The 19,454-nt window shown below is 62.1% G+C and carries 15 protein-coding genes and 1 pseudogene; 9 read left to right on the top strand and 7 right to left on the bottom strand.

Annotated features, from left to right (window positions below):
• The first annotated feature begins 136 nt into the window (after window positions 1–136).
• Window positions 137–2,122 carry a hypothetical protein gene (locus ACSQ84_RS06155; RefSeq protein WP_436210726.1) on the top strand — a complete coding sequence of 662 codons (1,986 nt, stop codon included), beginning with the start codon at window positions 137–139 and terminating at the stop codon, window positions 2,120–2,122.
• Here ACSQ84_RS06155 and aspS read toward each other — a convergent pair.
• Window positions 2,119–3,894 (bottom strand): aspartate--tRNA ligase, encoded by a 1,776-nt coding sequence (gene aspS / locus ACSQ84_RS06150; protein WP_436210725.1) that lies wholly within the window; start codon window positions 3,892–3,894, stop codon window positions 2,119–2,121. The genes ACSQ84_RS06155 and aspS overlap by 4 nt on opposite strands.
• Before the next feature lie 190 nt (window positions 3,895–4,084).
• On the opposite strand from aspS, the gene ACSQ84_RS06145 reads away from it, so the two are divergent.
• Entirely contained in the window at window positions 4,085–5,560 is a 1,476-nt protein-coding gene (locus ACSQ84_RS06145; RefSeq protein WP_436211189.1) for a protein adenylyltransferase SelO, read from the top strand.
• 551 nt (window positions 5,561–6,111) lie between these two features.
• On the opposite strand, the gene ACSQ84_RS06140 is transcribed toward ACSQ84_RS06145, so the two are convergent.
• Window positions 6,112–6,270, bottom strand: coding sequence for a hypothetical protein (locus tag ACSQ84_RS06140; RefSeq protein WP_436210724.1), 159 nt, complete (start codon window positions 6,268–6,270; stop codon window positions 6,112–6,114).
• 297 nt (window positions 6,271–6,567) lie between these two features.
• On the opposite strand from ACSQ84_RS06140, the gene ACSQ84_RS06135 reads away from it, so the two are divergent.
• Window positions 6,568–6,981: a hypothetical protein gene (locus tag ACSQ84_RS06135; RefSeq protein WP_436210723.1), complete on the top strand. Its 414-nt coding sequence runs from the start codon at window positions 6,568–6,570 to the stop codon at window positions 6,979–6,981.
• A gap of 37 nt (window positions 6,982–7,018) precedes the next feature.
• On the opposite strand, the gene ACSQ84_RS06130 is transcribed toward ACSQ84_RS06135, so the two are convergent.
• Window positions 7,019–7,156 carry a hypothetical protein gene (locus tag ACSQ84_RS06130; RefSeq protein ID WP_436210722.1) on the bottom strand — a complete coding sequence of 46 codons (138 nt, stop codon included), beginning with the start codon at window positions 7,154–7,156 and terminating at the stop codon, window positions 7,019–7,021.
• A 1,006-nt stretch (window positions 7,157–8,162) separates the two neighbouring features.
• On the opposite strand from ACSQ84_RS06130, the pseudogene ACSQ84_RS06125 reads away from it, so the two are divergent.
• A pseudogene (locus ACSQ84_RS06125) lies at window positions 8,163–8,411 on the top strand (type II toxin-antitoxin system RelE/ParE family toxin); the annotation flags it as partial.
• Window positions 8,412–8,423: 12 nt separating this feature from the next.
• Complete coding sequence (locus tag ACSQ84_RS06120) at window positions 8,424–8,843, top strand: HigA family addiction module antitoxin (protein WP_436210721.1); 420 nt, start codon at window positions 8,424–8,426, stop codon at window positions 8,841–8,843.
• A gap of 879 nt (window positions 8,844–9,722) precedes the next feature.
• Here the strand turns inward: ACSQ84_RS06120 and ACSQ84_RS06115 are convergent.
• From ACSQ84_RS06115 to ACSQ84_RS06105, 3 genes are all read right to left on the bottom strand, one after another.
• Window positions 9,723–10,037, bottom strand: a complete 315-nt coding sequence (locus ACSQ84_RS06115; protein ID WP_436210720.1) for a hypothetical protein — start codon at window positions 10,035–10,037, stop codon at window positions 9,723–9,725.
• Window positions 10,038–11,895: 1,858 nt separating this feature from the next.
• Window positions 11,896–12,321 carry a DUF1330 domain-containing protein gene (locus tag ACSQ84_RS06110; protein ID WP_436210719.1) on the bottom strand — a complete coding sequence of 142 codons (426 nt, stop codon included), beginning with the start codon at window positions 12,319–12,321 and terminating at the stop codon, window positions 11,896–11,898.
• 29 nt (window positions 12,322–12,350) lie between these two features.
• The gene (locus tag ACSQ84_RS06105; protein ID WP_436210718.1) at window positions 12,351–12,905 is read right to left on the bottom strand and encodes an RNA 2'-phosphotransferase; all 555 of its coding nucleotides are present in this window, start codon (window positions 12,903–12,905) and stop codon (window positions 12,351–12,353) included.
• Window positions 12,906–13,279: 374 nt separating this feature from the next.
• Here ACSQ84_RS06105 and ACSQ84_RS06100 point away from each other — a divergent pair, with 374 nt between their 5' ends.
• Entirely contained in the window at window positions 13,280–13,603 is a 324-nt protein-coding gene (locus ACSQ84_RS06100; protein ID WP_436210717.1) for a hypothetical protein, read from the top strand.
• A 50-nt stretch (window positions 13,604–13,653) separates the two neighbouring features.
• On the opposite strand, the gene ACSQ84_RS06095 is transcribed toward ACSQ84_RS06100, so the two are convergent.
• Window positions 13,654–14,943: an ABC transporter substrate-binding protein gene (locus ACSQ84_RS06095; protein ID WP_436210716.1), complete on the bottom strand. Its 1,290-nt coding sequence runs from the start codon at window positions 14,941–14,943 to the stop codon at window positions 13,654–13,656.
• A 317-nt stretch (window positions 14,944–15,260) separates the two neighbouring features.
• Between ACSQ84_RS06095 and ACSQ84_RS06090 the strand changes: the two genes are divergently transcribed.
• From ACSQ84_RS06090 to rnd, 3 genes are all read left to right on the top strand, one after another.
• On the top strand, window positions 15,261–17,456 hold the full coding sequence (locus ACSQ84_RS06090) for a PAS domain S-box protein (RefSeq protein WP_436210715.1): 2,196 nt from the start codon (window positions 15,261–15,263) through the stop codon (window positions 17,454–17,456).
• A 376-nt stretch (window positions 17,457–17,832) separates the two neighbouring features.
• Complete coding sequence (locus ACSQ84_RS06085) at window positions 17,833–17,958, top strand: hypothetical protein (RefSeq protein WP_283813701.1); 126 nt, start codon at window positions 17,833–17,835, stop codon at window positions 17,956–17,958.
• A gap of 190 nt (window positions 17,959–18,148) precedes the next feature.
• Window positions 18,149–19,306 carry a ribonuclease D gene (gene rnd / locus ACSQ84_RS06080; RefSeq protein ID WP_436210714.1) on the top strand — a complete coding sequence of 386 codons (1,158 nt, stop codon included), beginning with the start codon at window positions 18,149–18,151 and terminating at the stop codon, window positions 19,304–19,306.
• The last annotated feature ends 148 nt before the right edge of the window (window positions 19,307–19,454 follow it).

Here is a 19,454-nt window from a genome sequence, read left to right as displayed (position 1 = left end):
CCCCATCAACAGGGCGCCGAGGCTGCCGGATCGACGCAAACGATCGAACCCGTTAGCATGGGCCCCTCCCTCTCCCGGTCGTTCGACCGACAACGGCAAATTGCCCTCCGCCCAGCCGACAATCGGAGCTGCCCGAATGATAAAGATTCTGAGCGGCCTGGTTGCCGCAATCGTGATCGCGGTGGGAGGCTTCTTCGGCTTTCAGTTCTATACGCAGCATCGCATCGCCAGCGAGATCGATACCGCGCTCGAGCAGATTCGTGCGGCGGGCGGCAAGGCGAGCCGCGGCAAGGTCTCGTTCGACCTGCTGAGCCGCACGGTCACGATCGCCGAGATAACGGCGCAATCGGCTGCGCAACCTCCGGTCAGCATCAAGGTCGGCAGCCTCACGGCTTCCGGCGTCAGCCAGCCGGACGCGGCGCGCTTCTCCGCCGACAGCATCGAAATCGCCGATCTGGAGATCGACGCCGCGATGGCCCCGCAGCCGGCTTTGAGCTTCGCCTACAAGGTGCCGCAGATCAGCGTGAAGGATTTCTCCGGCCCCGCCAGCGTGCAGCGGCCGCCGGCTTCGTCGTCCTTTGCCGACCTCTACCGGTCCGGACTCGAGCAGTTCGCAGGCGTCACAGCGACGTCCATCACAGCCGCCAGCCTTACCGGGACCATCAACGCCGGCGTTGCGGCGCCGGGCGGCGGCGAGGTCGCCTATTCCGGCTTTGCGATGCAGGGCATCAAGGACGGCAAGGTCGCCAGCATGAAGGTTGACGGTGTTGTTTTCACCATCAACAGCCAACCGCCAAGGGGCAAGCCGGACAAGCTCACCGGCAATCTCGCCAATATCGCGGCCCTCGACATCGACACAACAGCGGTGGCCGCCCTGTTTGACCCGAGCAAGTCCAGCGACGACCAGTATTACCGGGCCTACCGGCAGGTCACGACGGGGCCCTATGTCGTGACGTCCGGACAAGGCCTGAAGATGCGGATCGACGGCATGACGATCGATGAGGTCGGCTTGCGGCCGTCGCGCATGCAACTGCCGGATCTGCTGGCGATGATCCCGCCGGCCGGCGCGGCGCCTCCAACACCGGCGCAAATGCGCGCGATGCTGGACAAGGTGGCCGGGCTGTACGAGGGCATGCGGATCGGAAATGCCGAGATGCACGGCCTCGCGGTCGAGACACCGCAGGGGCCGTTCAAACTCTCCGCGATGCGCTTCAACCTCGACAGCGGCAAGGTCAACGAATTCGCGATCGAGGGCCTCGACGGCCGCACGCCGCAGGGTCCCCTGAAGGTCGGCCGCTTTGCGCTCAAATCGCTCGACGTCGCCAACCTGATGCGGATGTCGGCGCTGTTCTCCAACCCATCGCAGCAGCCGCCGCCCGACCAGGCGCTGGCGATGCTGGCGCTGATCGAGGGTGTCGAGCTCAAGGCGCTCGCGGCGCCGTTCAGGGACACCGGCCGGCCGGTCAACATCGACGCCTTCAACCTCGATTGGGGCCAGTTCGTCGGGCCGATCCCGAGCAAGTTGCGGCTGGCGCTGAAGATGTCGGCCCCGCTGGACGCGCGCGATCCCGGCCAGAAGGTGCTGGTCACGGCCGGCCTCGACAAGGCGGCCATCGACCTCGATCTCGGCGCGGCCTGGACCGAAGCGTCCCGTGCCTTCGCCCTCGAACCCGTGACGCTCGACCTTGGCGGCATCGCCAGGGCGTCGCTGCGCCTTTCGCTCGCCAACGTGCCGCGCGGGGTATTCTCGCCCAACGCGGTACAGGCCGCGGCCATGGCCGGACAGATCGAGGCCGGCACGATCGACCTCGCGCTGCGCGATACCGGCGGCATCGACCTTGCGGTCGCGCAATACGCCCGCCTCCAGAGCGTCAGCCGCGAGGCGGCGCGGAGCGTCATCGTCGACATGATCCGGGCGGGCCGCGAACAGGCCGCGGCCAATCCGCAGGTGCTCGCGGCGCTGGAGACCGTCGCTCGCTTTGTCGAGACCCCGCGCCAAACGTTGAACGTCAAGCTCACGCCGCTCGGCAAGGTATCGGTCCAGCAACTCAACGAGTTCATGAACACCGATCCGATGACTGCGCTGGCGCAATTCCGGATCGAGGCCTCGACCGGTCTCTAGCCTTTATCCGGCAGATTGAGCCGGATGTGCAGTTCGCGCAGCTGCTTGATCGCGACATCGGACGGCGCGCCCATCAGCAGGTCGACGGCCTGCTGGTTCATCGGGAACAGCGAGATTTCGCGCAAGTTCGTGGTGCCGCACAGCAGCATCACGATGCGATCGACGCCGGCCGCCATACCGCCATGCGGCGGGGCGCCGTACTGGAACGCGCGGTACATGCCGCCGAACCGCTCGACGACGTCCTTCTCGCCATAACCCGCGATCTCGAACGCCTTCACCATCGCCTCGGGCTTGTGGTTGCGGATGCCACCGGAGGCGATCTCAAAACCGTTGCAGACGATGTCGTACTGGAATGCCTTGATGGTCAGCGGGTCCTGCCCGAGGAGCGCATCGAGGCCGCCCTGCGGCATCGAGAACGGGTTGTGCGAGAAGTCGACCTTTTTCTCAGTCTCGTCATACTCGTACATCGGGAAGTCGACGATCCAGGCGAGCTCGAACCGCTCCTTGTCGATCAGGTTCAACTCCTCGCCCACTTTGGTGCGGGCGAGGCCTGAAAACTTCCAGAATTTGTCGGGGTCGCCGGCGACGAAGAACGCGGCATCGCCTTCCTTGAGGCCAAGCTGGCTGCGTATCGCCGCCGTACGTTCCGGGCCGATGTTGTTGGCGAGCGGACCGGCGCCCTCGCCGCCCTCGCGCCACATGATGTAGCCGAGGCCGGGCTGGCCCTCGCCCTGGGCCCAGGAGTTCATGCGGTCGCAGAACGCGCGTGAGCCGCCGCCGGGGCCGGGGATCGCCCAGACCTGGTTCTTCGGGTCTTCCAGCATTCGCGCGAACACCTTGAAGCCGGAGCCGCGGAAATGTTCGGAGACGTCCTGCATCTCGATCGGATTGCGCAAATCCGGCTTGTCGCTGCCGTATTTCTTCAGGGCTTCTGCGAACGGAATCCGCCGCCAGTTCTTGGTAACCGGCTTGCCCTTGGCGAACTCCTCGAACACGCCGGTGATGACCGGCTCCATCGCCGTGAACACGTCGTCCTGCTCGACAAAGCTCATCTCGACGTCGAGCTGATAGAACTCGCCCGGCAGGCGGTCGGCGCGCGGGTCTTCATCGCGAAAACATGGCGCGATCTGGAAGTAGCGATCGAAGCCCGACATCATCAAGAGCTGCTTGTACTGCTGCGGCGCCTGCGGCAGCGCATAGAATTTTCCCGGATGAATCCGTGACGGCACCAGGAAGTCGCGCGCCCCTTCCGGCGAGGACGCGGTCAGGATCGGGGTCTGGAACTCGAAGAAGCCCTGCTCCTTCATCCGCTTGCGCATGGAATCGACGATCGCGCCGCGGGTCATGATGTTCTGGTGCAGTTTCTCGCGACGCAGGTCGAGGAAACGGTACTTAAGCCTTATGTCTTCAGGATATTCCTGCTCGCCGGCGACCGGCAGCGGCAGTTCGGCGGCCGGTCCCAGCACCTCGATGGCGCTGACGTAGATCTCGACCTTTCCGGTCGGCAGATCGGCATTGACCGTGCCTTCGGGACGATGGCGCACCTTGCCGTCGATCCGCACCACCCACTCCGAGCGGAACTTTTCCACTTCCGCAAACGCCGGCGAGTCCTTGTCGGCCACGCACTGCGTGATGCCGTAATGGTCGCGCAGGTCGATGAACAGCACGCCGCCATGGTCGCGGATGACGTGGCACCAGCCCGAGAGGCGAACCGTCTCGCCGATGTGGCTCTCACGGAGCGCGCCGCATGTATGTGACCGGTAGCGATGCATGGAAATCCCAAAAACTGATATTGGAGGTCGAATCGAGGGCCAAAGCCCTTGCCGAATTGCGGCAGGGTTTACCCGACGAGGCCGGGGGCGGCAACCAGCGGCGGCGCCCGTTTTGGCCCAAAAGTGGCGTTTTAGGGCGGGCGAACGGGTGCCCTTTGCCTATTGGCCGGGCGCGCCTATCTTTATGGCCATGACCGTCCATTTCCCGTTTCAGAACACCTATGCGGCACTGCCGGCGAACTTTTTCGCCCGAGTGGCGCCGACACCCGTGGCCGCCCCCCGGCTGATCAAGCTGAACCGGGCGCTGGCCGTCCATCTCGGCCTCGATCCGGAGCTGCTTTCGAGCCCGGAAGGCGCCGAGATCCTGGCCGGCAAACGGGTTCCTGAGGGGGCCGATCCGATCGCGATGGCCTATGCCGGCCACCAGTTCGGGCATTTCGTGCCGCAGCTCGGCGACGGAAGGGCGATCCTGCTCGGCGAAGTCATCGACGCCGACGGCGTCCGCCGCGACATCCAGCTCAAGGGTTCCGGGCCGACGCCGTTCTCCCGGCGGGGCGACGGCCGCGCCGCGCTTGGCCCGGTGCTGCGCGAATACATCGTCAGCGAGGCGATGTTTGCTTTGGGCGTTCCGACCACGCGCTCGCTCGCGGCCGTGATCACCGGCGAGAACGTGATGCGCGAAACCATGCTGCCCGGCGCGGTGCTGACCCGCGTCGCCGCGAGCCACATCCGGGTCGGCACGTTTCAGTTTTTCGCCGCGCGCGGCGACACCGACGGCGTGCGGAAACTCGCCGACCACGCCATTGCGCGGCATTATCCGGAAGCCGCCAAGGCCGAGCGCCCCTATCACGCGCTGCTCGAAGGCGTGGTGGCGCGGCAGGCCGATCTGGTCGCGCGCTGGCTGCTGGTCGGCTTCATCCACGGCGTCATGAACACCGACAATTGCTCGGTCTCGGGCGAGACCATCGATTACGGCCCGTGCGCGTTCATGGACCATTACGATCCCGCGCAGGTGTTCTCCTCGATCGACGAGATGGGCCGCTACGCCTACGCCAACCAGCCGCAGATCGCGCTGTGGAATCTGACGCGGCTGGCCGAATGCCTGCTGCCGCTGTTGTCCGACGACAAGGACCATGCGATCGAACAGGCGCAGTTCATCCTCGGCGAGTTTGCAGAGAAATTCACCACCGCTTATCAATCGGGGCTGCGCGGCAAGATCGGCCTGTTCAGCCAGCGCGACGGCGACGAGGCGCTGGTGCAGGACCTGCTCGATACCATGGCGAAGAACCAGGCCGACTTCACCCTCACCTTCCGCCGCCTCGGCGATGCGGCCGCTGATGTCGATGACGACAGCGTCAGGGCGCAATTCCTCGATCCCGCCGCCTTTGACGATTGGGCGGCACGTTGGCGCCAGCGCCTCACCGCGGAGCCGCAATCGGCAACCGAGCGAAGCGCCGCGATGCGCACGGTCAATCCGGCGTTCATCCCGCGCAACCACCGCGTCGAAGCCGTGATCCAGGCCGCCGTCAACAACGACGATTACGCGCCGTTCGAGGAATTGCTGACGGTGCTGGCAAAACCGTTCGAGGACCAGCCGGCGTTCGCCGGTTACGCCGATCCGCCGCTGCCGGAACAGCGGGTGATGCAGACGTTCTGCGGGACGTGAAGTCGTTGTAGCGTGTAGGATGGGTGGAGCGTAGCGATACCCATCAATCGCGATCCGAAACGTGATGGGTTTCGCAAGGGCTCTACCCATCGAACTGCGAACCGTCCATCCGTCATCGCGAACGCAGCGAAGCAATCCATCGCGCCGCGCAGAAAGTGAGAATGGATCGCTTCGTCGCAAGCGCTCCTCGCAATGACGGTACCCCAAACACACCTTCACGATCTCGCGACGCATTGCGCCCGAGCTTTGCCAGAAACTTCCCGCCCTCGGAAAAGAGAGGGCGCAGGGAAGACCGGGTGCGCGCTGCACCCGCGATCTCGTGTGCGAATTGTGCTAAGAAAGCTGCACACGAGCATACAGGGCAGCGGTGAACACCCGGCCTTCCCTGCGCAATGGCTTTACGGCTTATAACGAGCTCTCCCCGGCGAGCCTATACTCTGTTGCCACCGTCGCTGCGCCGAAATGAATCCGACGCAACTTATGTGGCTGCTCAAGGGACTGACCCCGGGCTGCGGACCATCGCCGGCTTCGCCGGGATAACTGGGCGGCGCTCAATTGGCGACCAGGAAATTCTTTTCCTGCTGCGCGAACTCCAGCTTTTGGGCGGCGAGCTTGCTGGCGATCGACGCCTTCTTCCATGGCGACGCAGGCAAGGCGAGCATCAAGACGAAGAAGCGGCTCGCCGAGCAGCGGGCTATCGATCGCGACATCGAGGCTTATGGCCGGCGCTGGAAGCGAACGACGCCACCGAGGAAGGCATTCGTCCGGAGATGGCGAGGCGGGAATATGGCGGCGAGGTTGCGGACAAGCTCGCGGCATTGATGACGTAACGGGCGAAAGCTTGGGCCGATCTCGATCGACTGAAGGACAGCGGCGAGACCCAGTTGTCGACCCGCAGTGCGGACGCTCGGCTTTTGTCGAAAGAGGCCATGTCCTCGCAGGCTACAACGTCAGATCGCGGTCGATGACAAGCACAAGCTGATCGTGTCCGAGCGATGTCGTCAACGATGGCAAATACGGGCCAGCTTTACGAAGTGGCAAAGCGGCAAAGGAGCATTGGGGTTGAGACGCTGCAGGCGGTCGCCGACACCGGCTATTACAATGGCGCGACCCTGAAAGAATGCGAGGAAGGCGGCATTGTTGCCTATGTCCCGCCGCCGAAGCGAACAGGGAACTTGGAGGAACAGGGCCGCTTCACCCATGAAGCGTTCGACTATGACGCGAAAGCCAATGTTTATCGCTGTCCTGCGGACGCTCTGTTGAAACCGATGAAGGGCGTCAAGACCAGCCCGGCTGGCCGGCAAGATGTCCGCTATGTGAGCTTACAAATCCGTTTGCAAGACTTGTCACCTGCGCGCAATGCGCTTGGTCAAAAGCAGGACAAGCGCACCATCCCTATCGCTGGCAGCACGAAGAGGTGATTGATCGTCACCGGGAACAGGTGAAGAAGCCCGGCGTTTATGCGCCAGCGAGCTGCTTGGTCGACACCCATTTGGCACGCTCAAATGCCGCGCTGGCTATCGCCACTTCCTGGTCCGTGGCTTCGACAAGGTCCGCGGTGATCAGGCCTGATGGCGCTGCTACAATCTCTCGCACGCTCAACATCCTCGGCTTCGACAGCTTTGTCATTTCTTTGCCAATCGGGCGGCCGAGGGCGATTTTGCACGTTCTGCGCCCTGTCACGTCCGCCGCCATTTTTCAGCGCCTTCATGAAGCGCCTCGGTAAATTTGGCCGAAACTCAACGATCATCTGCTTCCGCTTCGGCGCCCAAAGCGTAACCGCGGATTCTTGCCCAGTCTCGGGCTCTACCCATCGAACTGCGAACCGTCCATCCGTCATTGCGAGGAGCGAAGCGAAGCAATCCATTTCACCACGCAAAAGGAAGAATGGATTGCTTCGTCGCAAGCGCTCCTCGCAATGACGAGGAAACAGTTTCGCCTTCTCGCGACGCTGATCGCCCGAGGTTTGCTGGAAACTTCCCGCCCTCTCCAAGTAGAGGGCGCAGGGAAGACCGGGTGCGCGCTGCACCCGCGATCTCGTGTGCGAAGTGCACAAACAAAGGTGCACACGAGATCGCGGGTGCAGCGGAGAACATCCGACATTCCCTGCGTAATGGCTTTACGGCTTATAACGAGCTCTCCCCGGTGAGCCTATACTCTGTTGCCACCGTCGCTGCGTCGGATTCATTTCGGCGCAACTTGACGCCAGCCTAAGGGCGTCAGGACCACTCGTCTTTGCCGTACGCTCTCGTGCCGTTCGTTATCGGCACTACCAGCGTCCACCGCGACCCGTCCCAACGATCGTGACGATCATGATACGCCCCTCTGGCGGGACGGGATGGGCGAAGATATAAACTGATTTTCCATTCTGGGAAAGCGAAATATTTTTTATTCTGGGGATTGACACGATTTCTGTAGATCAGAAGTGATTTGCCCGTCGGGTTGAATGTAGTGGCCTGCGACCCGGGTGAGCATAGCGGCATATCGCGTCACACGCTTGCTGCGATCCCGCATACCACGCCGTGGAGGGCCTGCGCTCGTAGCTTTACGATACAATCTCATTGACGCGCGTATCAAATCTTGTTACATTTGGTGATGATCAAAGGGATTTAAGGATTCCCTCACGGAAGACGTATTTAATGGCGCAGTCGAAAGGGTTTTTCCCGCGGACTTGATCAAGGTCGCCCGCCGCAAGCTCCGATTTCTACATGCTGCGCACATGCCTGGGTGCGCGTACCGCCCCGACAACCGGCCCGGAAGCTCTCAGGGGTGATCGCGCGGGTCAACACTCAATCCGCGTCAACGATCAATTCCGGATTTGTGCTTTGTCTGGACTCCGGATGGACCAAAGGGCGATTGGTGGATGATGATTATCGCTGGGAGAACCGCCAATGGCGAAAAATTAGCTCCCATACATCCCGGTGAAGTTCTTCGGGAAGAATTTCTTACGCCGCTCGGGTATCGTCAGGTGCACTGGCGAAACTGCGGTGTTCCGCGGACGCGCATTGAACGACTGGCGAACGAGGAGACCGGAATTGCCGCCGACACCTTATCGCTGTCGAAGGCCTTCGGCTTCGCCAAGCTCTGGTTGAACCTTCAAACCGATTACGACATCAGATTGCCAGAGCAATGGAAGCGAAAACCCTCGCGAAAATCGAAGCGGTCAGACCAAGGCTGCGCAGGACACTTCGCGCAACCCGCCGCATTCCATGCAAGATGGCGGGTTAAAGAGACCCCGCCCTACAGTTACCCATTCTACGAGCTATGCGGGGCGCGGCCGTGAGCCCACAAGCCTTAAATCCCAGCATTGCGTTTAGCGGTCACCCCATAGCGCATAAACTGATCACCGATCGTAGCCTCGATTGCCTTTGCCGCCGAGATGTCGCGATCTTCACCAGCCTATCGCCCTTCCTCAGCAGCAGCCACGTCCATGAAACGCGCTCGCCAGCTTCGAGATCGGATCGCAGCGCAGAATTATAATCGTCGATGGCGCGTCGAGTTGCCCCATCTTCAGGTGAATCCAGTCCACGCAGGGGTCAAACGTCTCGGCGTTATCAGCTCCCGACTGAAGCGCCTTGTTGCAGTCCGCCAGCGCCGCAGCCAATGCGCCGAGGACAGCGCGTGTCCACCAGCGGCCGCTCGCGCCTGCTGGCAGAATTGGGCTCAAAACGAATTGCCTCGTCATAATCCCTGCGCACCCAGCGCGATCGTACTCGCCCTTCTTCAGGTAGATTCACACGGTTGGCGAGGCCCTGCCGTAGTCCGGTTTGAACTTGATCGCGTCATCGAGAGATTTGATCGCGAGGTCGTAATCGTCCTTCTTCAGGTAGAGTCATGCCGCGGTTGTTGAACGGCCTGGCATCAGTTGGATTGAGCTTTATCAGCAGTCGAAATCCTGAAGGGCGCGGATCGTAGTCGCCGTTGAGCATAGGCGTTGCCCGTTGGCTGGGCGATAGCCGAGGCAGCCGCCGTGACCTGATCGAACCGATCGGCATTGTGCAAGCATCGATCCGGCGTTCGACGACGTGCGATCCGAGCCGTTGCACAACGCGATATGCTCGATATAGTTCCTCTTCAAGTTCTGCGCCAGCGGTCCCGGCAGCAGCAAGATGAGGATCAATAAGGCCGAGGACAATGCGCCTGCTTGCACAAAAATTCCATATCAGGCTTTCCGTTCCGGAATCAGGGCATGCCCGGTCGATCGCCTAGCACCCCGGCAGATCTTCAGATTTGCCTTCTGATCCGTGTCCAGATTTGACTTCAGATTTGATTTGGAACGGGACCGTGGTTCGGGTTGCTGCTCGGTGGCTGTCCGGAGCTTTCGCGTGACCTTGCTCTTGCCCTCTTCAATGAGGGTGGAAAACCTGAACGTGCCATCGCCCAGAATTTCCAGGTGTGGCGTCGTGCCTCGAATGCCCAACGTCGCAGCAGGGGTGTCGACTTTCATATCACCGCTCTTCGCGACTTTGCCGGCCATAAAAGTGAGGTTCCTTTGTCACACTGAACAAACTCGAATTGGACTTCCGTTTGGGGCATACACGAACTCGTTCAAGGCCATGCGAGCGTTGTTCGACAGGTTGAACGGCCAGGCCATCGGTAAGTTGATTCCAAGCCGGCCGTCGGCGCCGGTTGCGACCACGTCGCCCTCATAAACGATATCACCGACCTTCGCCTGTCCGGGCTGACCGCCGACATTTGCACCACGACCACCGCACCCGCACGTTCAATGGTGACCGAGCCCGTGGCGACTATAACTTTTCCAATGGGTTTGGATGTGAGCTCCTGAACAGCGGGTGTGGCGAGCTCGCGCTGCGCCTAGCCGGACCCAATCCGGATACCGCCAAGACGAAACTCGTCACCAATGCGGCAATGGCATTTCTGCACATGATCCCCCTTCCTGAGAAGATCCTGTTCATGTGGCCGCCGGCCAGGTCTTGGATGATCGGCCGAAAGAACAGCATCGCGTATTATGTCGGGCCGTCCGAACCGGCCATCCACCAAAATGAGTACCTCTTTTTGGGTCTAAAGGCCAACGCGCGCGCGCTATTTGAAGCCGCAAACAGGCCGGGACGGAACTCATGTCAGCAGGGTCCTACGCCGAGAGGGGGGACGAGCGTAAGGCCGCTGCGGCCGCGCCTCTCGTCATCAGCAACATTCAGACAGCGGCCAGTACGGCGCGCGCAAGCGGCCAACACCACGGGGTGGGAGCAACCTGCTGTGGCTGACAGCCCTCACTCGCACAGCGGCAAAGGAACTGCATGCCGCGGATTCCCGAATGTCATCTTCCTGGATGATGGCCGGATCACCTACAAGGATCTGGGCACGGAAGCTTCGACTTGTAACCAAGGAGCCCATTCCGCGGTCTTTCCTCGTCGAGGATCCCGGTGAAACGATCGTCCTGCGCTCGCAAGGGTCGGGGTCAGCGTGGCCGGGTCTGTTCGGCGGCGCGAATGGCGAGGTTGCAGGCCACCAGGGGACGCACTCCGCCACCTACGAAGAAGGCCTGGGATCGACGAGGTCGAGCTCGCTTCCTTCGCCGATCAGTTGCCGCTGCAGCCGATCCAGACTTCATCGAGGACGACGGGCCTCCTCGGCGCAAGGTCGCTCCGCCCATCCCGTCGGCCGCCATCCTTGTGCCCGAGATCATTATCGGCCACGTCCGCCGCCCCACCGCCACCTGCGCCGCCGGTGCTGAATGCCGTGACAGGGCCGATCGAAGTCGACACCGCGCGCATTGACACATTTGCTGCGACAGCCGGCACATTCGTCGCCAGCAGTGAGCGGCGCGGCGCCTGACCTACGGCATCAGCGGAGGAACCGCCGGCAGCACGATACGGACGAGGTAGACGCCACGATGTCGAAGACCGACGCCTACGGCACGCTTTATGTCAACAGCACCGGCGGCGCCCTATTTCGTTCCGGATAGTGCCGCGATCAATGCGCTGACGTCACCCACGGCGACGAACTTCACCGTTACGATTCGGCGGCGCTCTCGATCGGGCCTTTACGATCGCCATCAACGGCACCAACGACGCGGCTATCGTCTCCGGCGCCACGACGGGCTCTGCGATCGAGGCCAGTGACGTCGTCGCTGGGCGCCGCATGCCGCGCCGACCGCGACCGGCACGCTCACCAACACCGACGTCGATAATCCACACAATACCTTCACGGCGATCAGTTCGGCGACCAGCGAGCGCGGGCGGCTACGTACCTTCACGATGACGGCGGCGTGGACCCGAAGATATAAACTGATTTGTGTTTCTGTAAAAGCGAAATATTTTTTATTTGAGGGCTTGACACGACTTCTGTCAATCGGAAGTGATTTGCCCGTCGGGCTAGATGTAGTGGCATGTAGCGCAGATGAGCCGACGGATGGTCAGCGCCGCCGACGGCTCATGCAGGCGAGTCGCGGCGCCTCCCGAAGTATCGCCGCGTTCATCCGGGAAATCTCTCACGCGGAAGGCGCGCAGCAAGCTGCAGCCATCGACCAGCACCAATTTGCTCGTCGTCGTATCGTGGCGCACCTTGAACAGGTCCTGAATGGTGGAGTCGCCCAGAAACGCTTCCGCGTTGGCGCGTTCCGGAAATTCAATGATGACCATGCGTTCTGGCTTCCAATCCCCCTCGATGGTCGTCGGCTGAGCCCCTTGAACGATGTATTTTCCGGAGTGCCTTGCGATGAACGCTGGGATTTCGGCGATGTACTTTCTGAAACCGGCGAAGTCGTTCACCGACAAATCGAGCACCAGATACGCTTTCATGTTTGACCTCACGAACCAGCATCAGCGGGCTACTCGCTTGGCGAGGAGAGCACCAGGAATTCGGACGGTACCCGATCGGTCAACCATACGCCGTTGTCGGCGATGAAAAATGCAAAACCTTTGCTGTGCATGTGAGCCGCTTCAACCTTGAAGATCGCTGGCTTTCCATGGCGCTGGCCGACGCGGTGCGCTGTTGCTGGATCGACCGACAGATGCACCTGTTGACGGGCCTGCGGCTTCAACCCCTCCAACAAGATAGCGTCCACGAACCGCGTCGCCGTCCCGTGATACAGCACGCCGGGCGGCTCCCGCGGCGAGAGACCGAGGTCCACGACCGCCGAATGCCCCTGAGCGGCACGAATGCGCTGCCCGTCATCCGACAGAGAGAACCGCTTCTTGTCACTGGTCGCAACGACATCCAGCAAATCAGCACGGCTGAACGGCGTTCCGGCGGCATTCCCCTTCGCGATCACCTCCTCGATGGGAGCCCAACCCTGTTGATCCAGCACGAGACCGATCGAGTGAGGCTCGTGCCGGAGCACAAAGCTTAGGAATTTGCTGAGCTGGGTGGCGTTCGAAGACATGATGACGTGATGTTAACAAGCTTTGGACAGACGAGCCAACGCCTCGGCGCAGGATCGCTGCGCTCTTGTAGGGCTGCTTGCTCCGCAAACACCACAAGATCGTGAAGCCAATACGGATTGCGGCGGTACGGCCCTCGCATTACCTCGCATAGCATCGGTTCGCCCGGAGCAAATGCAATGCGCTCGGTTTTGGCCTTAGGCCTTTTGATTGCCCTTTGTGCTTCTGCCAACGCCGCAAAGGTGCATCACGCCAAACCGCACGCGGGGCACTTACGCTCGGCTCAGCCGGTTGCCGTCTCCAAAGGCTACGCTGTGCCCGGCTGGACTGACGAACAGACGCGCAATTGGTTGGATAGTTTTCACGGCGGAACGGATTGAGGCTGACGGTCACCATCCACGGCACCAACGATGGACATCATTTCTACTCGTCCGGCACTGCCGATTCATTCCAGTTCAAGGACGAGATTTCCGGCCTTGACGGTTCAAACGTCATCGATCCGGCCGATGTGGATTTTGCCCAAGCGGCAAGCAGCCAAGGCCAGGATGTTGCAGGAGTCGAACAGCTGGCGGCGTCGACGGGAGCACAGACGCTTGTGCAATCGCTGTCAGGACAACCCGCGGATGACAATTTCAAATTCGCTCTGGAACCGTTTGCGAGCGCCGCCGCTCTTCATGCGCCGCACGACCTGATGGTGTGACAGCTTCCGGGGGAAATGCCGGGTGCCCGCGACCCCAAAAGCGGACTCGACTATCCGCGCATCACCGCATTGGCCTTCTCGGCGGCGGCGGTCATGGCAATCTTCGCCGATTTCGCGCCCGAGACGACTTCATTCACGCCGATCATGAAGGCGTCCATGATGGGTCGAGATTGCGGGTGGAAAAGAATCGCCTTCGCGCGATCGACGTCGGCATTTTGCAAGTTGGTCAGCGCTGCTGCGGCGGCCTGCGGGCCGAACGCCTTCTTGAAGTCCTCGCTTGACCAGGCTGACAGGCGTGTCGTCGCGAGCCCCGCCGCGGCGGTCTGCAGCGAGGTGGCCTTGCTTGTCGCCCACAGCAGAAACAGGAAAGCTGCGCGCTTGTTTCGTGATTTGGAATTGATGCACGCCTGCCAGTGCGACATGAAGGGGACGGATGCGTGCCCGGCGGCATGCGGAAAGGCTGCAAACCCAGCCTGCTTCGTGACGCGGCTCTTGGCTGGATTGGAGATGTCTGTCGCGAAGTTGCTGCTGTCGATTGCCATTGCCGTCTTTGCTTGAAGGAAGTCGTCCAACACGTGGTACCATTCATAGCTGCCCACGCCGATCGGCCCGGCTTGGCTGAGCAGGCGTCCGAACATCTCGACGGCCGCGATCGCCTCCGGGCTCGCGAAAGCGGCCTTCTTGTCCTTGACCATGTGCCCTCCATAAGAGAACACGAAGCTCATGGCCGGTACCGACGAATTGCCGCCGGCCTGCGCCCGCATGGCGATCCCGGACATCTCGTTGGTCTTGACCTTCTTGGCGGTGGCAAGCAGCTCTTCGAAAGTCTGGGGAACCGGCAGGTTCTTGGCTGCCAGCGCATCACCGTTGATGAACAAGGTCACCGCCTCGGAGGTTATTGGGACGGCGTAGCGTTCGCGGTCCGACCACAGCGGAAAGGCGCGAGCCGTATTGAGAAGGTCGCTCTCGTCGTACCAGCCGAGATCGGTCAGCGACTTGTCGGAATAATAGCCGTTCAGCGGCTCGAGCCATCCTGCCGAGATGCCCTGGCCATAGGTCGTCCACATGAACACGTCGGGCGTGCTGCTGCCACGGTTGAGCTGTATCGGCAGTGCGCCCAGATAGGCGGTCTCCAGCCGGAAGTCGGTAACGACGCTGATACCGGTGAGCTTGGTGAAGTCCCACAAAAGTGGAGTGATCGCGTTCGACCAGGGGTGGATTGCGCCCGCGAGCGTGATCGTCTGCCCCGCAAATTGCTTCCAATCTATCGCGGCCTTGGCATAGCTCGCGGCGGCATCCTCTGCAAAACCCCACCGCGGCTGGATGGCGAGCGCCAGCAATGTCGCCCCCGCCGCGCCCAATCCCTTGACGACGCTCCGCCTGCTGGCCGAGCTTGGCCTGCTCGGAAACCTTTCGGGCAACTTTTCAGGCGACTTTTCACTTGGAGCCATGTGGTTGCTCCTGCCGGGGATCGGCCTTCACAACACGCGGGCGGGCCTTAGCCGTGACGTTCTGGCTCCTTGCGTGTAATCTGCACGGTGGAGCTTGCCGGTTCCCGTCTCACCCCGCGGACCGCGGCTATATTTTCATTATACTAGCAATGTTCTGCGTCGGCATCGGAAAATAATCGCTCACGCGAGCATCGAAGACCAGGCCAATGCCAGTCACTCTGAGCCAGTCCTCTCGGTGGTTTGCGCGTCCGCTGGCGCTGGTGGTCGCGGTTCTTCTAACTGTGGTTGTCGCGACCGGGTTTCTCGGCTTCAGATATTGGCAGGAGCGACAAGCGGCAGATCTCTTGTTCGAGCGTGGTCGCCAGGTGCTCGAGACGCTGGATCGGCTGCGGACACTCATCGCGGACGTGGAGGCCCAAAGGCGCGGGTATCTGCTGACTCTGGACCCCTCATATCTCAAGGCCTATGGCGTCTCCGACGAAAGCGTGCGCCGAGACGCCCAGGCGCTCCAGGCTCTGGTAGCGAACGATCCATTGCAGAACCATCGTGCGGGACATCTGGCGCTGACCGTTGCAGCAAAACTGCGCGAGATCGATGACATCGTCAATACTGCCCGAACCACCTCTGGGCCGGCAGCGCTGGCGATGATCCGCAGCCTGGACGAGATCCGGTCGCAAATCGACCAGATGGTGGACCACGAGCGCTTCCTGGGCGTGGATCAGGAGAGGCGCGCCAAGGCACTCGAACAACGCAAAGCCTGGCTGATCGCTACGGCTGTCATCGTTGTCGCGGTCCTGGCAGGGGTAGCGCTGGCGCTCGCACGGTTCGAAGCGAAGCGGCGGCGAAAAGCGACAGAGGAGAACGTCCAGCTCCAGAGCGATATCGAAGAGCGTGACAGGAAGATCCGGCGCCTGGTCGACGCCAACATCATCGGGATCATCATCTGGGAGGTCGACGGGCGCATTCTTGAGGCCAATGACGAGTTTCTCCGCATGGTGGGATACGACCGGGAGGACCTCACTGCGGGTCGCCTGCACCGGACCTCCCTGACACCGCCGGAATGGCGTGACCGCGACGAACGTACCGTGGCAGAGCTGAAGCGGATCGGGACGGCGCAACCGTTCGAGAAAGAGTACTTGCGGAAGGACGGAAGCCGCGTGCCCGTGCTGATCGGCGGGGCGATGTTCGAAGCAGGTACAAATCAAGGTGTTGGCTTTGTCCTCGATCTGACCGAGCGCAAGCGGGCGGAAGAGGCGCTGCGGCAAAGCGAGGAGCGCTTTCGCACCCTCGTGCAATTCTCCTTCGATGTGTACTGGGAGACCGACGCGCAGCATCGGTTTGTGCACCAGGAGTTCGCCGAGACCCTTGCCGACGCGCCGGCGTGGGGCTCCGAGGTCGGAAAGACGCGCTGGGAGGTGCCTTACCTGGAGCCCGACGCAGAGGCCTGGCGCAAGCACCGGGAGACGCTCGATGCCCACCTGCCGTTCCGTGATTTTGAGCTCGCGCGGCCTGCCCCCGACGGCAGTAAGCGGTACGTGTCCGTCTCGGGGCTGCCGATGTTCGACGAGAGGGGGCGCTTCGTCGGCTACCGCGGCGTCGGGCGGCACATCACCGAACGCAAGCGGGCCGAAGAGGCCTTGCGCTCCGCGCAGGCGGAACTCGCCCACGCCAATCGCGTCGCCACGATGGGGCAGCTGACGGCCTCGGTCGCCCATGAAGTCAGCCAGCCGATCGCCGCGACCGTGCTCAACGCCCAGGCCGCCTTGCGCTGGCTAGGCGCTCAGCCACCGAACCTGAACGAGGCTCGGCGGATCCTCGGTCAGATCACGGATGACGGCAAGCGTGCCGGCGACGTCATCGGCTGGATCCGGGCCCTCATCAAGAAAGCTCCCCCGCGGAAGGAGAGCCTGGAAATCAACCAGGCGATCCTCGAGGTCATAGCCCTGACCCGTGGCGAAGCGGTGCAGAACGGCGTCTGGGTGCGGACGCAGCTCGCAGAGGGCTTGCCGCCCATTCAAGCGGATCGGGTCCAGCTGCAACAGGTGATCCTCAACTTGATTATCAACGCTATCGAAGCGATGAACGGCGCCAGCGAGGGGTCGCGGGATTTGCTGATCAGCACGGCCGCAGACGCCTCGAACGGCGTGCTCGTCAGCATGCGGGATACCGGTCCGGGACTGGATCCGGCGATCCTTGAGCACCTCTTCGACGCATTCTACACGACCAAGTCCAGTGGCCTCGGCATGGGACTAAGCATTTGCCGTTCAATCATCGAAGCGCAGGGTGGACGGATTTGGGCCGACGCAAATAAACCTTGCGGCGCCGCATTTCATTTCACCCTGCCTTTGGAACGCGAAGAGACCGCTCCCGCCGAGCACGCCGGCCCCATGCAGGCGGTATGAAATGCTGGTCCTGGGGAGCAACCCGACCGCGACGGCGAATGCGCCTGCTGCGATCGCGGGTGTTAGCGGAAATCCAACAGCGCGTTTGGCTCGTCCGCACTTTGAGAAACATCATCACGAACCAATGCTGCGATCGCGCTATGGACGCCGCAGCGCCGCGACAACCGTGCGATCGACAAACTCCACGAGCGCGTCCACGACGCTGTCCTCTGACACGCTGTCTTGCCGAACGATGAGCACTCACTCCCACCCCGTTAACCCCACTTCTTAAGCGCCCATCCACCATTGCCGGACGCGCGGCGCGCTTAACCATTCCGATTAACAACCCATCAATCCACTCCCGACAAATCTAACCATCGTACTGGGGGAGATTGTCGTGGACGGCTTTTCGTTGAACGTCTTTGCCATCGAATTCATCGGGCTGATGATGGTGGCGCTCTGCCTCGTCGTGCTCGCGCTGCCCTCGGGGCGCCGGCCGTCAAAGCACGCCCGCTACGAGTAATTCTGTTCCGGCCACCCTTCGATTCCCTGGCCGGAACCGACGTTTGCAGGCGCGCCCCAAGCGCGTCCTGCCGCAAAGCGCACGCAGAAAGCGGTGCTTTGCCTCTTATTCCGGGCCAAAATTTGCCCCAAGACCCTTGACATACCAGCGCTTTCGGCAGAACGCCTGTCGTAAGCGTCATGGACTGTTCATGGATCTGATTACCACCACTTCCGACCTCGCGGCTGCCTGCGATCGCCTCTCCAAGCACCCGGTCATCACCGTCGACACGGAGTTCCTCCGCGAGACGACCTACTATCCCCTGCTCTGCGTCGTGCAAATGGCGAGCGCGGACGAAGCCGTCGTGGTCGACACGCTGGCCGAGGGCATCGACCTCAAGCCGTTCTTCGAACTGATGGGCAATGAGGCGGTCCTGAAGGTGTTCCACGCCGCGCGCCAGGACATCGAGATCGTCTGGCACCAGTCCGGCACCATTCCGCACCCGATCTTCGATACACAAGTGGCCGCGATGGTGCTCGGCTATGGCGACAGCATCGCCTATGACCAGCTGGTCGAGCGCATCACCGGCCACCGGCCGGACAAGACGCATCGCTTCACCGATTGGTCGCGCCGGCCTCTGACATCCGACCAGATGCATTACGCGGTCTCCGACGTCACCCATCTGCGCGACGTGTTTGCGGCGCTGGACGCCGATTTGAAGAAGCGCGGCCGCAGCGAATGGGTCAGCGAGGAGATGGAAGTTCTCACTTCGCCGAAGACCTATGATTTCCACCCCGAGCGCGCCTGGGAGCGGCTCAAGACACGGGTGCGCAAGCCCAAAGAATTGGCCGTGCTGATGGAAGTCGCGGCCTGGCGCGAGCAGGAAGCGCAAAGCCGCGACGTGCCGCGCTCACGCGTGCTCAAGGACGATGCGGTCGGCGACATCGCCACCCATGCGCCGACCTCGCTGGAGCGCCTTGCCAATCTGCGCTCGCTGCCGAAAGGTTTCGACCGCTCCAAATGGGGCAGCGACATCATCGCCGCCGTGCAGCGCGGCATCGCCCGCGATCCTTTGAGCCTGCCGAAGATCGAAAAGCCGCGCGGCAATTCAAATGGCGCGGCGATCGTCGAGTTGCTGAAGGTGCTGCTGCGCATGACCTCGGAGCGGCATGCCGTGGCCAGCAAGGTGATCGCCACCGTCGACGATCTCGAACAGATCGCCAACGACGATGCCGCCGACGTCGCCGCCCTGCATGGCTGGCGCCGCGAACTGTTCGGCGAAGCCGCGCTGTCGCTGAAGCACGGAAGGCTGGCGCTGGCGATCGAAAAAGGCCGCGTGGTTCGGGTGGACCGGGATAAGGCGGTTTGAGGCGCGACTTGTCTGAGACGCCGGTGGCGTCGCTCACTTCAACCTCGCCCCGCTTGCGGGGAGAGGTCGGATCGCCCTTGCGATCCGGGTGAGGGGGTACAGGTCCATCAACTTGCACCGCTCGCGCGGAGAGAGCCCCTCACCCCGA

Origin of the sequence: Bradyrhizobium sp. LjRoot220, from assembly GCF_964252915.1 — a bacterium.
Lineage (GTDB): Bacteria > Pseudomonadota > Alphaproteobacteria > Rhizobiales > Xanthobacteraceae > Bradyrhizobium.
This window is presented reverse-complemented; position numbering and strand designations above follow the sequence as displayed.

What these genes read in the sequence shown, in the direction of transcription:
- ACSQ84_RS06105 (WP_436210718.1), bottom strand. Translation starts at nt 12,905, where the DNA reads ATGTCTTCGAACGCCACCCAGCTCAGCAAATTCCTAAGCTTTGTGCTC.
- ACSQ84_RS06120 (WP_436210721.1), top strand. Translation starts at nt 8,424, where the DNA reads ATGATGATTATCGCTGGGAGAACCGCCAATGGCGAAAAATTAGCTCCC.
- ACSQ84_RS06135 (WP_436210723.1), top strand. Translation starts at nt 6,568, where the DNA reads ATGGCAAATACGGGCCAGCTTTACGAAGTGGCAAAGCGGCAAAGGAGC.
- rnd (WP_436210714.1), top strand. Translation starts at nt 18,149, where the DNA reads ATGGATCTGATTACCACCACTTCCGACCTCGCGGCTGCCTGCGATCGC.
- ACSQ84_RS06110 (WP_436210719.1), bottom strand. Translation starts at nt 12,321, where the DNA reads ATGAAAGCGTATCTGGTGCTCGATTTGTCGGTGAACGACTTCGCCGGT.
- ACSQ84_RS06115 (WP_436210720.1), bottom strand. Translation starts at nt 10,037, where the DNA reads ATGGCCGGCAAAGTCGCGAAGAGCGGTGATATGAAAGTCGACACCCCT.
- ACSQ84_RS06145 (WP_436211189.1), top strand. Translation starts at nt 4,085, where the DNA reads ATGACCGTCCATTTCCCGTTTCAGAACACCTATGCGGCACTGCCGGCG.
- ACSQ84_RS06155 (WP_436210726.1), top strand. Translation starts at nt 137, where the DNA reads ATGATAAAGATTCTGAGCGGCCTGGTTGCCGCAATCGTGATCGCGGTG.
- ACSQ84_RS06140 (WP_436210724.1), bottom strand. Translation starts at nt 6,270, where the DNA reads ATGTCGCGATCGATAGCCCGCTGCTCGGCGAGCCGCTTCTTCGTCTTG.
- ACSQ84_RS06090 (WP_436210715.1), top strand. Translation starts at nt 15,261, where the DNA reads ATGCCAGTCACTCTGAGCCAGTCCTCTCGGTGGTTTGCGCGTCCGCTG.
- aspS (WP_436210725.1), bottom strand. Translation starts at nt 3,894, where the DNA reads ATGCATCGCTACCGGTCACATACATGCGGCGCGCTCCGTGAGAGCCAC.